Source organism: Gottfriedia sp. NPDC058432 (assembly GCF_042721555.1).
Lineage (GTDB): Bacteria > Bacillota > Bacilli > Bacillales > Bacillaceae_G > Gottfriedia.
On sequence record NZ_JBHXLC010000005.1, the window covers coordinates 203,852 to 219,804 of the forward strand.

Sequence of the window (15,953 nt, forward strand, 5' to 3'; positions counted from 1 at the left end):
ATTTAATTCTAAATGTAATCCAGGAGTCTAGACCGTTTACCGTTATGGACCAGAAATGATCGTATAAATGTAATTCATAAATAGAAAAAAGAACCGTTTTTAAAACGATTCTTTGATATAACGACAAGAATGAGCATAAAGTCTACAGCCAAAACCAAAGACCTAATTCCCGGGATACAATAAATACTAAACACTTCCTAAACGGTTTTCTTAAAGTTATGACTGAAATCATCAACGATGCCGTTGGATTCATAGTTCTTATGTAGCCATTTATACAGAATAGGAATCATAAATAAGCTGATAAATGTGGAGCTAACTAACCCACCAATCACAACTATACCGAGAGTTTGAGAGATAATGGTGTCAGTTCGAGATGATAAAGCTAAAGGCATTAGTGTTAAAATTGTTGTTAAAGCAGTTGTGAGGATCGGCCTAATTCTAGATAATGTACCTTGTAATAGTGCTTCATCCAAACTATGGCCTGCCAACCTATTTCTCTCTATTTTATCTACTAATACAATACCATTCGTAACGACTATTCCGGTTAACATTAACAGTCCGACCAGAGCGGCCAGATTCCATTCTAACTGGAAGATTAGCATTCCAGCGACTGATCCAATGAAGGCAAGCGGTATACAAACTAATACTGTGAGAGGTGCCTTCCATCCCCTGAATACACAACTGATAATGGACAGAACAATCAAAACGGAAAATGATAAAGCAATGGCCATTTCATAAATCATTTCCTTTACTTGCTCAGGAGCTCCTGCAAAAGAGTAATTGACTCCTTCGGGCAGCGGAGTATCCTTAAGTACATTTTTAACTTGTTTCGTTACTTTCCCTACATCTCTAGAGAGAATGTTTCCATTAATAACAGCGTATGGATGACCATCCTTTTCTTGTATCACAGATGAATCTGTTATGGGAGCTGCAACAACAAGCTGATTTAATCTAAAATTTCTTCCCTCTTTATTTATAAACGATTCGTTACCCATCTGATTTAATAATCGCAGAGCCGGATCTGTTTCATTGATTGTCTGGTCGTTCTTACTATCCACACTCTTAAGATGTAAAGCGATAGGATATGTATTATTGTTAATCGAAATCTCGCCTATTGTGCCTTCAGCAGTGTATAACTTGAACCTATTTATTATATCTGATAAATTCAGACCATTTTGTTCAATCATCTTTCTGTTTAAGGTTAATTGATATTGAGAAACTGTTCCTTCTTCATCAGCCAAACCTTGTACGGCAAGGCCCGGTATCAACTTTAGGCGATTTCCAACAGAGCGTGATAAATTTTCAAGAGTTTGGCTATCCGCACCACTTAGATTAATTTTTAATAAAGAGTCATCTCCCGAGATACTCTTATCAGTTACCGTGTAAATTGCTGAACTTTTAAGAGAATTCAACTGCTTTTGTAATTGGCTGGTCATTCTATTTTTATCTGCACTTTTTCTAATACTTAGGGACAGATTGGCTATATTCGGCTGCTGTATCCATCCACCTCCAGCATCAAATACATCGTCTGATTGAGGAGTGAAAGAAGAACCGAGGCCGGAAGAAAATGAAGAAACGTTTGGATTCATTCGCAAAAGTCCTTCAACTCTCCTCACTTCTTCGTCTACTTCACTCAGCGATGTATTTTTCGGTAATTCAATTTGAATGCCGAGCTGCCCTGTATTATTCGTCATGGTCAGGAAATTTACAGGAAGCAAGGCTGAGGCTACACCCAAAACAACAAATATAATTACAGTTATTGTACTAAAAAGCTTCCTTTTCTGAAAAAACCAGCCATAAATCTTATCAGAACGTTGAGCCATGAAATCATCGTGTGCTGTGGGCTTTCCTTTCCAGATAAGATTATATAGAGCAGGAACGACAAGAACTGAAACTACTAAGGAAATAATAAGAGCAATAACAACAGACCATGCAAAACCTGAAAAGGCTGCGCCAACGAGACCACCGACAAGGGCTATGGGAATATAAACGGCAACCGTAGTGGCCGTAGATGAAACAATCGCTGGAATCATCTCTTTTACAGCTAGCGTAATAAATGAAAAGCTTTTTAATTCTTTTCCTTCTTTTACTTTTCTGTTGATATTGTCTAAGATCACAATCGAATCATCCACAACTCTTCCCATCGCCACCACAAGGCCGGAAACGGTAAGAATGTTAAGGGAGATTCCTAATAACTTTAGGATGCCGGTAGTAGCTAAAAGACAGATTGGCAAGGAAATAGCAATCAATAAAGTGGAGCGTACATTGCGAAAGAATAAAAATACGCAGATCATGGAGAACAAGCACCCCAATAATCCCTCTTTAACGAGTCCCTGTAAAGAATGGTTCACCTGCTGCCCTTGGTCAAAAAGTATGGAAACTTCTACATCTTTATTTTTAATCGGTGTTATATCTTGTAGTCGGCTGTGAATGTTTTTCGACAAATTGGTAATATTTGATGAAGGCGTTTTTAATATATCCAGTACTACACTCGGTGTACCTTTTGTTCTGGATATGGTCTGAAGATTAACAATCGAATTCGAAATATCTGCCACGTCAGATAGAGAAATGGTCTTACCATCAGCCCGACTTATAGGCAACTTCTGCAGATCTGTTTTGTTCAGCCCCCAGCCGTTCACTTTTATGGGAAGTGTCATCTGGCCGTCTGATAAGTCCCCTTCTGTTTCAGTTGTGTGTTGTTGTTTGAGGGAATTATTGATATCATCCACACTAAAACCGGACTTAATTAAATCGTCCTTGCGAATTGAGATGGCGTATCCAGCGTTTCCACCGCCTGACACTTGAATGTCCTTTATTCCAGGGACAGTTTTAAGTCCTTTTACCACTTCTTCTTGTACTGAAGTCCTAAGTATGTTTTCGGTAATATTGACATTATTGCTTTTTAGACTGATTGTCATAATAGGAAGCGAATGCGTACTAAGGCGGTTCACAAGGGGTTTGTCGGTTCCTTTTGGCAATGAAATTTCTTCTATCGCTTTATTCACTTGCTGCTCTGCCATTTCCATATCATATTTCATAGGAAAATTTAGACTTATAAACGAGCCCCCATTAAAGGAATTGGTTTCCACATCCTGAAGATTGTCTACTACCCTGACCGCCTCCTGGATCGGCTTTGTTATATATTCTTTAACCTGATCAGCCTGTAGACTCTGTGCTTTTACTGTAACCGTAAGTGTAGGATTATTAATTTCCGGTAGATAATCCCTCTGCATTTGAAAGGCTGATATTGCACCCCATACTAAAACGATGACAGTAAGGGTAATAATGAGGCCAGCTCTTCTGATAGAGGCTTGTAGTAAACGATTCATTTTCTTCCGATTCTCTCCTTTATAAAGAAATTATTATGTACGTATACAGACATTAGATGACCAACCATAGTTGTAAAACTAAGGTCATCTGTTTCACCATTTGCTTTAAATGACACAGCAAGCAATCTTGTTGCCTTCTTTACTCTCCTTTTTAATAGATTAATCCCCATCTGTTAATCTACAATTTCAGATTTGTAAAGCTATATAAATTCTTTGTTAATCCAATTAATTAATTTACACTTTTTTGGGAAGCAACAAGGCACAAAAAGCTCTTCAAAAGTCAGAGCTATCCATCCTCATCTTTTTGAACAACAACCACAAGGGTTAATTGCCTCCTTTTAAAACAAGCTCTGCTACACACTCAACATGTGCAGTATGCGTTATTATATCTCTATATCAATTTTTATTATATATCCTCACAAACCCTATAAAATCATTCACACTAATGAACCGACCCTCATCCATTCGAGTTACCCATTTTATTTTAAAAATAAATCTACTTATAAATTTTAAACAACTAAAAAGGAGTGCAAAAAATGCACTCCTTTTTTACATTCAATTATATTACTTTAGAATATTGTATACCTACATAAACTACTACTTGATGATTTTCCCCATCATTTTCGAGCAATAAGTACTCGCTATTTTCTTGTTTTTTTCCATCAACTAACCATGTTGATTCATCTTGGTTTTGGCCACAAAAAACCTCAATTGAATAGACCGAATCGCCATATCTGTAATCAATACTAAATGAGTCCCACTCTATAGGAACACAAGGTTGTGTATATAGACGGTTTCCTCTACACTTGATTCCCAAAATATATTCTAGACCTGCTTGGTACATCCAACCAGAAGCACCTGTATACCATGACCAACCTCCACGTCCTTCATGTGGATTTGCTGTGTAGACATCGGCCGACATTACATATGGTTCATTTCCATATGTTTTAATATCACGAATATTTTTTGTATGTGAGATTGGGTTTAAAATAGAGAACAGATCAAATGCCTTATCACGACGATTTAAGATTGCCCAAGCAACAATTCCCCAAATAACTCCATGAGTATATTGCCCACCATTTTCTCGAATTCCAGGTGGGTAGCCTTGTATATACCCCGGACTTGGATATGTTTTATCAAATGCTTTTGTTAGTAAACGTGCCAGATTCAAATCTCGATCTACAAGTTCACGATCAAATGAGCGCATTGCTCTTTCCTGACGATCGATTGGTGTCCCGTTAGCAATAACTGACCAAGACTGAGCGATAGCATCAATTCGGCACTCTATATTCTCCATTGAGCCAAGCCATGTTCCTGCGTCAGTAAATGCACGACGGAACCAAGTACCATCCCAAGCATTTTTATTCATGTTTATTTCCAATTGAGCTACTTCATGTTCAAATTGCTTTACGATATCTTGTGAAAGGATACCCTCTTCAAATTTCAAAAACCTCTTTAAAATATCTAATAAAAACCAACCTAGCCACACACTTTCCCCACGTCCCTTAGCACCAATCCGACTCATTCCATCATTCCAGTCACCTATTCCCATTAATGGAATACCATGTTCACCAAACTTCAAAGAATGTTTAATCGCGCGTAGACAATGTTCTAGCACTGACCCCTTCTCATCAGACACAACAGTATCCTCATAGCGCTCCAATTCTCCTTCTTTTAGCACTTCACTATACAAAAATGGTACCTCTTTTTGAAGAATTTCTAGGTCTTCTGTCTGTTCTATGTAACGTGAAACAGCATATGGTAGCCACAGTAAATCGTCAGAAAACATCGTTCGAATTCCTTTGTGAGTTTCTTCATGCCACCAATGTTGAACATCACCTTCAAGGTACTGATGCGCTGCGTTTATAAGTATTTGGTTTTTTAATATTGTCGAATCTACATGTAAAAAGGCTAGTGAATCTTGCAATTGATCCCTATAACCAAATGCGCCTCCTGCCTGATAAAAAGCAGTGCGAGCCCATAATCGACAACTAAGTGCTTGGTACAGAAGCCACCCATTCATCATTATATCCATCGCTCGATCAGGTGTTTTAACTTTCACTTGTCCAAGAGTACTCTCCCAGTACTTTTTAACGTTTGAAAATGTTTCTTCATACGCAGAAGGCCTTCCGTATTGCTGTACTAGTGAACACGCTTCTTGTTTGGAAGCTGCACAACCAAGCAATATGCTAATCGTCACTTCTTCGTTAGCTGGAAGTTCGATAACAGTTTGTACGGCCCCACAAGAATTTGAAAACACACCAGTTTTCTTGTTAAGTGCTTCTTCTAATAATGCTGTTGGACACTCTAATGTATTGCCCCGCCCAATAAATTCTGTACGGTCACTCGTCCAAGAATACGTATGATGAGAATTCGCTATCGTTTCTGGAAGCGCAATATGTATAAAACCAATCGCGTCACGAAACTTTTCTTGGTACTTGTTTTGTGCAAGTAGTGTACTATTATCTAAATTCCATTCTGTAACAATGAATGGTGCTTGAGCCTCTCTAAGTACCCCTAGAACCCATTCAGCATAATACGTTATGGCTATCTTCTTTAATTTATCACTTTTATTAAATAATCGAAGTCTAATAATTTTCAAAGGATCATCTAACGGAACTGTTGTATCCATAGTAGAAACTACATCTCCATCAAGTTGTTCGAAACTACTATATCCCCTACCATGTATAACCTTATATGTTCGATCACCACCCGCAGGTTTTTGAGTAGCTGACCAAACTTGATTTGTTCCAAGATCTCTTATATAAAGACATTCACCAGGAGGATCGAGGACCGGATCATTATTCCAAGGCGTAAGTTTACATTCACGGGAATTTCGCCACCAACTATATCCAGTACCTAATTCAGTTAATAAGCATCCAAATCTTGGATTAGAAATTACATTACTCCATGGTCTAGGTAAATGCTCTCCGTTTTTTACAATCATTTGATACGCATGGCCATCATCGATAAAACTACCCCTACCATTAAAAAATTCACCAACAGGGATACTAATCGCTCGCTTCTCGTGGTGTATTTGTTTTGAAACCTTGATTTTCCGTATTGGATGTAAATATTTTTCTAATAGACGTAATTGTGCACGTAAACTTGGCCCTCCTGCTTTCAATACTACTCGGGCAACAGCTAAGAGTAAATTTCTTTCATCCTCTGACAACTGGGTTGACTTCAATACAACAATTCGATTCATGTGATAGATTCCACGAGAAATAAGATTTTCATTTAAAGTCCTCATGAACTGATCTTGATAATTGCCAATTGTCTCATCTAATACCACTAAATCAATAGCTAACCCCATCTTCACTAAATATTGATGCTGACAAGCTAAAAGAGTAACAAAGGACAAATCAGACTCTTTTTTGATGGAAACTAAAATAATTGGCGTGTCCCCACTAATACCTAGAGGCCATAAGGAAGATTGTCCCAATTTATTGTGTGAAATTGCCTCACTACGAATTTTTGTTAACGGTGGGTTAAATAGAAGTCTTCCCGCTAAAATGTTTGCATCAGTAGCTTGCTTAGGTGTTAAATTCATCTGTCTAAGATCAATTTGTGATCGTACCCAAGCCAAGTGGAATGCTCGATCAACTTGTTTAGAATCACTAAAGCGCTGTACTATTTCAAGCGCTTGTTCATGACTTTTTGTAACACCAGTAACAAAATAAATAGTAGCGGTCTCATTAGTTCCCAATTGTAATGAACGCCTCATTGAAAACGCCGGATCAACAACGGAACCAGTTGATCCTTTTAGATGTGAGTAAATACCTTTTGGTGTTTCAAGAGTATTACCACGACCTATAAATTCTGCCCGATCTGTTTCAAATTCGTAATCGCCTTTCTCACGTCCATCTACAAAAATTGTGTGAACTGCCCAGATTTCATCCTCCTCATCCTCTCGCGGACGACGCTTAGCTAGCAAACATTGTGCATTTTTATCGAAGCTAGTTTCAATAAAAAGCTTACTAAATGCTGGGTGTGCACTATCTGCAGACTGACTTGCTAGCGCTAACTCTAAGAAAGATGTTACTTCTAATGTACGATTTTCACTACTGTTGTTAACTATTTGAAGTCGTCGTATTTCTGCGTCAATCTCAGAAGATATCGTCAAATCAAGTTTATAAGATATCCCTTCTTTCGTTCCTTCATAAGTAGTTTTGTCAAAACGAAATTGTGTTTTCATATCCATCGTTGTCTCATAAGGGAAACCTGATGTACTCCAAGTTTCTTCAGAGTTGACATCATGAATAAAAATAATTGGCCCAGAAGTTCCTGAAACAGGATCTTCTTTCCATCTTGTGACAGCTAACCCATTCCATAAAATCATGCCTGTGCCATCGTTCGTGTTTACACTAGTTAAATGTCCATTTGACAAAACATTAACCTCTGGAATGGAGCTCGGTCCAGTAAATGTACGTTCAGTGTCATCCAAATTACCATCAAATTCAGGAGCTTTTGCATCAATTCCTATTGGTTTTTCAATTAATGCTGCTTTTACTGGCACTCTTTCTTGGAGTAGCAAGTCCGCTGCACAAACTCGTGGATCGTGATGGAATCGGTTTACCATAATATCATCAGTCAATAAATTGACAAGAGTTAACATGCTCATACCTTGATGATGTGCCATAAAGCTTTGTATTACTTTATAATCCTGCCCCTTAGGCATTCTAGCTTTTGTAAAATCAACAGCTTCATAAAAGCCATATTCACCTTTTGCACCATATTCTTTAAATTTTTGAAGTGCCAAAAGAGCATCATCACCTGCATATGGAATAGCCATAATGGTTGCATAAGGTGCTAACACCAGGTTTCGCTCTAAACCTCGTTCAAGTCCAAGCCCTGGAACACCGAATGCACGATATTGATAATTTAATTGATAATCAAACGCGTAATATCCGCTTTCTGATATACCAAACGGGAGTTGATATTTATCTGCATATTGACGTTGACGATAAATAGCTCCTCGATAAGTTGATTCCCAAATGGTATTTTTAAATGTCCTCATAATCAAGCTTGGCATCATGTACTCAAACATTGTTCCCGACCAAGACAATAGTGTCTTTTTCTTATTAAAAATTGTCATAGTACGAGCAAGTGTAAACCAGTGAGAAACAGGAATCTGACCAAGTGCAATCCCTACGAAACTAGCTTGCCTAGCTTCTGAAGCAAGTAAATCGTATAGAATCGTATCTTTATGATTTGAGTCAACGTGATAACCAAGGCTAAACAAGCGTTCATCATTGTTATATAGGCATCTGAAATCTGTTAGTTCAATGAGTTGATTAATTTCAATAATAATATTTTCAATACGAGATTGAAATTCTTCTTCTCTTTTTTTCCATTCTATTAGTCCCTGTCTTACTACCATCATATAAGCAATAAAGTTTCCTGAATCAACAGTGGAAACATATCGAGGAGAAAGCGGCTTTGCAGAGCATGTATCATACCAGTTGAGCAGATGTCCATTCCATTTTTCCATATTAGAAATGGTTTTCATCGATAATTCGATTCGATCAAGCATTTTAGATGTATCAATAAAATCTAAATCACGAGCGGCTACAACACAAGTTAAATATAGTCCAATATTTGTTGGCGATGTTCGATGGGCAACGGTTTCATTTGATAGATACTGTACATTATCAGGTGGTAGCCAAGATTCTTCTGATGTAACATATTTTTCATAGAACGACCAAATTTGAAATGCTAATTCCTTTAATTCAGCACGTGCTTTATCCAACCAAACTCTACTTTCAACTTTTAACGGTCGATTTAATTGCTGTATGATTGGCCTTGCTAAAAACCACATAATTAGTTCCACAGTACCAAATATGTAATTTAAAGTACCTTTGGAAAACCATGCCAATAGACCAAACAATATAATGACTGCACATCCAATAGACTCGTACATAAAGACTCTTTTTGTAGCAGGATTGTTACTAGTCTGAGCAAATGTGACCCACTCTAGCAAATTACGTCGGCTAATGTATAGCCGGTAAAGAGTTCGTAAAGTAGCATCTACTACAAGAACCGATGTAAACGGCAATGTTACAAATTTAACCAGATTCTGCATAAAATTAATCTTTATTGCACGAATGCTTCCTCTCCCAATTGCACCTTGTAAAAGTGAAAAAAGAAAGGGAAGAAAAACAGTTAAAAGTACGATTGTTTCCCAAACCCAAGCTTTGCCCGGTAATACACTAAATCCTAGTAAGGCAATTAGTAAAAGAGCTGGTGCAAGTAGACTACGGCGCAAATTATCAATAATGTGCCAACGTGTTAATCCACATAAATCAACTCGTTTATTCTCACCATTACGATCTACACAATTTTTTCCTAACCATTTTATAAGTTGCCAATCTCCTCGGATCCATCTATGCTCTCGATGTTGGTATGAATAAAAGGAACTCGGATACGACTCAACAACTTCAATATCAGAAGTTAGTCCTGTTCGAAGAAACCCACCCTCTAATAGATCATGACTAAGTACATGATTATCCGGTATCCGATTTACCAAGGTTTTTTGAAATGATTCTACATCAAAAATACCTTTACCCACAAAAATTGCATGACCAAACAAATCTTGATATACGTTTGATACGGCAAAAGAATACGGGTCAATTCCTGGCTCCCCTGCCCATAAAGAAGTAAAGCGTGACTTTTGTGTTGAGTCAAAACTCACGCCTACTCGTGGTTGTAATAATCCGAAACCTTCAATTACGCGTGTTTCATCTGCATTTAATCGTGGTCGATTATACGGGTAATGAATGGTCCCAGCCATTCGGCCAACAACTCCAATTGGTAATTGGGTATCTTGGTCTATTGTAAATACATATCGAATCTTTCTTAATATATCTTTATTTCCATGAATTGTTGTAAAACTAGAATTATCACTACCAGTCAATAACTCAACAAACTCTACTATTTTTCCACGTTTCCTCTCCCATCCCATATAAAGATTGTCTGTTGGATTGTAAAGTCGGGATCTGTGAAATAAGAAAAATTTATCTTCCCCATATTCCTTACACAATGCATCGATCCTTGAAGTAACATATGTCAATAGTTCATGATCTTCAGATTTTGATTCAGTCAACGCATCTGTAAAATCACCTAAAATACCAAAATAAATATTATTTTGACGATTTGCAAGATAATGAACTAAAAGTTGATCCACTACTTCATCTACATCTTTGGTGTTTGACCATATAACTGGAATAACGACCATTGTACTAGCATCTTCCGGAAGTTCTTCTGAATAATCAAACCTTAAAAGTTTTACAGTGCGACTATATCGACAAATTAATTTATGGGCAATCGTTATAGCCCACTCACTAACAGGTAATACAAGAGCTACTATTATCGCTATCCACGATAAAGGTCGAAAGAATCCCCCAGCTGTTATCCATCCACCAGAGAGAACCAATATTCCAATAAACAATAAAGCTACAGTTGATAAATACAAATACAATGGTCGTTTTCGTAAAGATATCTGTGGAAGAATACGTGGTCTAGTTTTCTTCAAAAGTGCTTTACGTATTTCTATGTTTCCTTGGGCATCAAACAAATAATAATCAATATAAGCCTTTCTCGGCATTACATTTGTTTGATCCGGCTCTACTATTTTCGATTTGGCCAGATGTAGTGCTGTCTCAGCTACTAACATTTCTGGTACTTTTAACTGGTTTGCAATCTCTGCAACACGTCCACGAATTATGTCTCGACTGTCTAAATCTAAACTTTTATAATCGATAGTTGATGGATCAGAGAGTAAAAATTGTTCTAGATGTGAAATTTTTGTAAATGTTAATCTCCATGGCTGTCGCTCTAACTTATGCAAGCTTTGAACTAAATTCCCGCAACTTACTTGCAAGTCTGCTTGCAATTGGTTCTCAAACGAAACAATCTGCTCAAGGCTTGATTCACTATTCTCTATGTGAGCTGCAAGCCAGTCATGAACGATATGCATATTCGCTTCCAATTCGCTCAAATGTCTCACTAAATGTACAATTTCAATTGGACCAAACGGTTTTTTACTTGCTTCCCTATCCAATAAAATTCGAATTTTATCGTCTGATAACTTTGTTATTTTTTCAAGAATTGAAGTAATAGAATCACATATTTCGTGACGACGTTGTACTTCAACCATCGCTCCAGACAAACGGCGTATTAAAGTAACTCGCATAGCACTTGGCAAAGCCCAGCATTCTAGATCTTTTAAAACAGATACCTCTTGGTAGGCTTTTATATACCCTTCAAATGAGTTGGCCTCATATCGACCACCCACATGCTCTAAGTAATCATTGCAAAGTGCATATATTCTTGGCATCCCAGTAGAATTTAACTTTGGTAGTTTATGTAGTGTTTCACGTGGCAGCTTACTTAACACTTCTTGAGCTTGAGTCTCTATAAAATTAATGTGATCTAGTAGCCAGTCTTCCGCTGGTTGCCTACAATTCACTTTATTGTTACTCAGTTTTTCTGCAAACGTATGTAGATTAGCCATATCTTTTCGAAATCCTGGCCAATAACGAACAATTAAAAAATTGTTCACAAAAATTTCCTGAGTTAAAGCAAACTCACGTCCTCTTTCTTTTAATTGTTCATTACTCAGTATCATATAAACCTCCTATGTAACTCGAAAAATAGTCCATAGTGGTAAATATTCCCTAAATCTTATTTTTTATTTATGAAGATTAAACTTGTTGGAGATAGGAGGATGAATTTTGAAAGAATGGAAGGAATAAAAACTTTTGAATCTGAAATACTAAAAAACTGACCCTAAAACAATTCAGTTTGGCAAATCTCTTAAAAGAAGAAAAAGGCAACGTACTAATTTCCGCTGCCTTTTATTTTGTATTATTTAGTTTTTAAAACAAGCTCTGCCACACACTCTACATGTGAAGTACGTAATTGACAATACATGACATGATGCTTTAGTTTACATCTAATCACTAAATATAAAGGACATCTGACCATTAGTATGAATACAAATTGGTGCCAAGTACTACAAGATCAGTTTATCGGTATCTAAATTATTAAGTACTCATACCGCTCTTCCCTCAAAGCCGTAAAGCTTTTAAATAACTGATTTATTAGCTGATCTAACTCTTGGCTACATTGAATGGTATTAGAATGAAGAAATCCATACCGCTTACAAAAATCATATAATTGATTTCTCTTTTTCTCTATCTCTAGTTTTGCTTGTTGTTGTAATAAAGTAGCCATCCCTAAACCCCTCCATTTAATAACTCTCCAGTAAGAATTCTATCTTGGTGTGACTGCTGAAATAAGCTGCCCATTGTTAGCTTCTGAAACTGTTACAGTATCTAGTTCTCATGAATTCTGGTGGGTAAACGCTCAAATCCATAATCTCATCTGTAGTCTCTTTTCTCTGCTTATTCCTATAGAATAGAGAAATAAAGTGTAAAAAACCGGCAACGTCATAATGAAGCGTCACCGGTTCTTGTCATCATTTAAGTCAACTAGAATCTATCAGTAGTTTCACATTTGATGTCATAACATACCAGTTGCTGTACTTGCTTATTTTTTTGTCAAGACCAATCAAACGAATGGAGTACTCTAAGGCTTTTCATTTGCATTCTGAATGATTGTATTGAACCTAATTTATTTTTTCACTACAACTTTTTTCGCTTTACCTGTATTCCCTGCCTTATCTTTTGCATAGACGTAAAGGACTGTTCCCACTTTTTGTTTTTTATAAGAAACGGTATAAATTCCTTTACTGTTAGCAGTACTAGAACCAATGATTACTTTTCCCTTTTTCACATAAACTTTAGCACCCGGTTCGGCTTTCCCTGTTACTTTTGTATTCGTTATACTTTTAACAGAAGGAATTGCTGGTGGTGTTATGTCTTTTATTACTACCTTTTTTGCCGCTCCAACATTCCCAGATTTGTCTACTGCGTATACATAAATGATTGTTCCTACTTTTTGACTTTTGAAGGTAATAGAATAAATTCCTTTGCTGTTTACAACTGAGGAACCTATGATTACTTTGCCTGCTTTAGCGTATACGTTGGAACCGATCTCAGCTTTTCCAGATATTCCTGTATATGTCACCTTACTTACCGAAGGAATACTCGGTGCTGTTTTGTCTGGAACAGGCTTAGGAATTGGTTTGCTAATTACATATAGCTTTCCTGCTGCCGTGGAACTTAATGAATTTCCATACATATCTTCTACTTTTACCACTATTTGTGCACCGTTTAATGTAAGCTTGTTAGTTGCTTTCCAGTAGCCCTCATAGTGTCCAGTGCCATTTCCTTTTGCATCCTTTACTTCGGTCATAACTACTTCAAAGTTGCTTAAACTTGCAGTTGGCACAGATGCTGCACTTGTTATGCCATTAATCGGAGCATTAATTGTAAATACTGCATTTTTCAATCCTGGCTCACTGTCGAATTCAACCTTTAATGTTTGATCTGCCTTTAATATTACATTACTCGATGGCATGATATTTTTAATTTCACGTATTGAATATTTTACATTAACTGTAATGCTCTTAGCAGTTTCATTTCCTGCTTTATCTCTAGCGACAACATTTATTACATTTTCACCTTCCTTGGAAATAAGCTTTGCTGTCCAATTTCCATTTGAATCTATATCTACCTTTGTTCCGTTTACATCAACATAATCTAGATCATCTTTAACTGTTCCTGTTACAGTTATTGCTTGACTATTCATATATGCGTTATTTTGTGGACTTGATATTTCTAAAACTGGTGCTGTCTTGTCTACTATAACCTTTGTTTCCTTCGAATAAGTAGTAGATCCGAGTTCTGTTATAGTTTTTGCCTTTAGAATATTAACTCCCTCTTGAAGTACAGCATCAATTGAGAAGCTTCCATCATCATTTGTCTTTCCATTTGCTATATCTTTATCACCGCTAAATATATGAACGTCCATTCCTGGAGCTGCCATACCTTTTATTGTTACTTTTTCATTATTTACATATAGGTTGTCCACTGGTGATGTTATAACTGGAGCTAGTGCTCCAAGCTTAACTGTTGATCTAATCATTACGTTTCCATAATCTTTACTTGCTATAGTGAATGGACCGTCTTTTACAAACACCCATGATCTTCTTGTTGGTACTGTCGTTTTATCCAATGCAATTGCTGGGCTTGCAGGAGCCATCTGATCCTGTATTAAAACCATATAAAAATCGCCTGTTACAACTATTTGCTGCGCGGATAAATCAACGACTGTCCATTTCCCGTTCTCCTTAGAAGCAGTTGCATTAAACGGCCCTGCTATCATTTTTCCAGGGGCGCCATCCTTTCCACTTGCATCATAAACTGCCACCTTAAATGTTTTTCCATATGTTGTATCAAGCATAAATAATCCAGAGGTTACTATTCCTGTGGTCTCTCCCTCCGGAAGTGACATTCTTACTGCAAAGCCACCTCCAGCTTCCCATTGACCCACTGAATATTCTGCTGTTCCATCATCATAGCCGATCTCTCCTGGAAAATTTATAAATGGTTTTAGTTGAAGATCATGTGAGACATTTTCATTACCCGTAATATCTACAGTAAATTTCTCATTAAAATAGTTCTCTGCTGTAACTTGAACTGTATATTTGCCTTCATATCCAGTTATTGAATAATTACCGTCTGCATCAGTTGTAACTGGTGCTACTGCTGCATCCTCGATTAAGTAAACTTTAGCGTTTTTCACAGGTTTTCCTGTTTGCGCATTAGTGATTTTACCTGTTAATGTTCTCTTAGGTATTGGAGCCAATGTAATGTTTGTATTTTCAAGAACTTGGTTAGCTGCTACTTGAACCTTCTGATCGTGTGGATAGTACCCATACTGTTCAGCTCTTAATGTATACTCTCCTTCTTTTACCTTAAAACTATATGACCCGTCTTGCGGATTTGTTTTTGTTGAACGACCATTTTCAACAATAGTCACTGTGGCTGATAATGGAAGTCTTGCTTTCTCAGTGTTTTCTTCTGATACTTGGCCTTTAATTTCAGCAAGTCCTGTCATAACTGATGATACAGCCTTAAATGCATTAATCACACCATATCCATATCCATTGTTAGGGGTTTCAGGATATTGAGAGTTAGTACAAGGAGTTGCTGTTTCCTTTATTATTCTTTCAATATCACTAACTGTTAAAGATGAATTGGCTTGAAGTAATAATGCTACAAGTCCTGATGTATGTGGACCTGCCATCGAGGTTCCATTCCATCCCCCCTCATATTTACCTCCTGGAACTGATGATCTTATATTAACTCCAGGTGCTGAAATATCAGGCTTAAGTGTTCCGCCATATGGTGATGGTCCCCTTAATGAGAAATTGGCTAAGTTGTTGTTTATGTCAGTTGCCCCTGTTGCAAAGGATTCTTGATAGTTTGCAGGATTAGCAACTGATCCAGGTCCACCAGGATTGTATTGAGTTGTATTTCCTGCTGAAAATTCCGGGAATATATTTGCTGCTCTCCAATTTGTGATAATCGTTTTATACCAATCATTTATTCCAGGACTGCCTCCCCATGAGTTATTAATTACATTAGGAGCCATTTCTGGATGTGGTACGCCATTTTTATCTTTAGGAGCAAGCATCCATTCACCTGCTTCTAT

General features: G+C 37.1%; 5 protein-coding genes. All 5 read right to left on the reverse strand.

Going from position 1 to position 15,953, the window contains the following annotated elements; genetic code table 11:
• Nucleotides 1-197: 197 nt before the first annotated feature.
• Complete coding sequence (locus tag ACFWM3_RS07805; protein ID WP_390310958.1) at nucleotides 198-3,329, reverse strand: efflux RND transporter permease subunit; 3,132 nt, start codon at nucleotides 3,327-3,329, stop codon at nucleotides 198-200.
• Entirely contained in the window at nucleotides 3,326-3,499 is a 174-nt protein-coding gene (locus tag ACFWM3_RS07810) for a hypothetical protein (protein ID WP_390310959.1), read from the reverse strand. Before ACFWM3_RS07810 ends, ACFWM3_RS07805 begins: the two co-directional genes overlap by 4 nt.
• A gap of 389 nt (nucleotides 3,500-3,888) precedes the next feature.
• Nucleotides 3,889-11,958 carry a glycoside hydrolase family 94 protein gene (locus tag ACFWM3_RS07815; RefSeq protein ID WP_390310960.1) on the reverse strand — a complete coding sequence of 2,690 codons (8,070 nt, stop codon included), beginning with the start codon at nucleotides 11,956-11,958 and terminating at the stop codon, nucleotides 3,889-3,891.
• A 410-nt stretch (nucleotides 11,959-12,368) separates the two neighbouring features.
• On the reverse strand, nucleotides 12,369-12,566 hold the full coding sequence (locus ACFWM3_RS07820; protein WP_390310961.1) for an aspartyl-phosphate phosphatase Spo0E family protein: 198 nt from the start codon (nucleotides 12,564-12,566) through the stop codon (nucleotides 12,369-12,371).
• A 399-nt stretch (nucleotides 12,567-12,965) separates the two neighbouring features.
• On the reverse strand, nucleotides 12,966-15,953 hold a 2,988-nt coding region (locus ACFWM3_RS07825), incomplete at its 5' end, for a S8 family serine peptidase (RefSeq protein WP_390310962.1).

Excerpts from the sequence above, each read along its gene's own strand:
- ACFWM3_RS07805 (WP_390310958.1), bottom strand. The coding sequence starts at position 3,329 with ATGAATCGTTTACTACAAGCCTCTATCAGAAGAGCTGGCCTCATTATT.
- ACFWM3_RS07810 (WP_390310959.1), bottom strand. The coding sequence starts at position 3,499 with ATGGGGATTAATCTATTAAAAAGGAGAGTAAAGAAGGCAACAAGATTG.
- ACFWM3_RS07815 (WP_390310960.1), bottom strand. The coding sequence starts at position 11,958 with ATGATACTGAGTAATGAACAATTAAAAGAAAGAGGACGTGAGTTTGCT.
- ACFWM3_RS07820 (WP_390310961.1), bottom strand. The coding sequence starts at position 12,566 with ATGGCTACTTTATTACAACAACAAGCAAAACTAGAGATAGAGAAAAAG.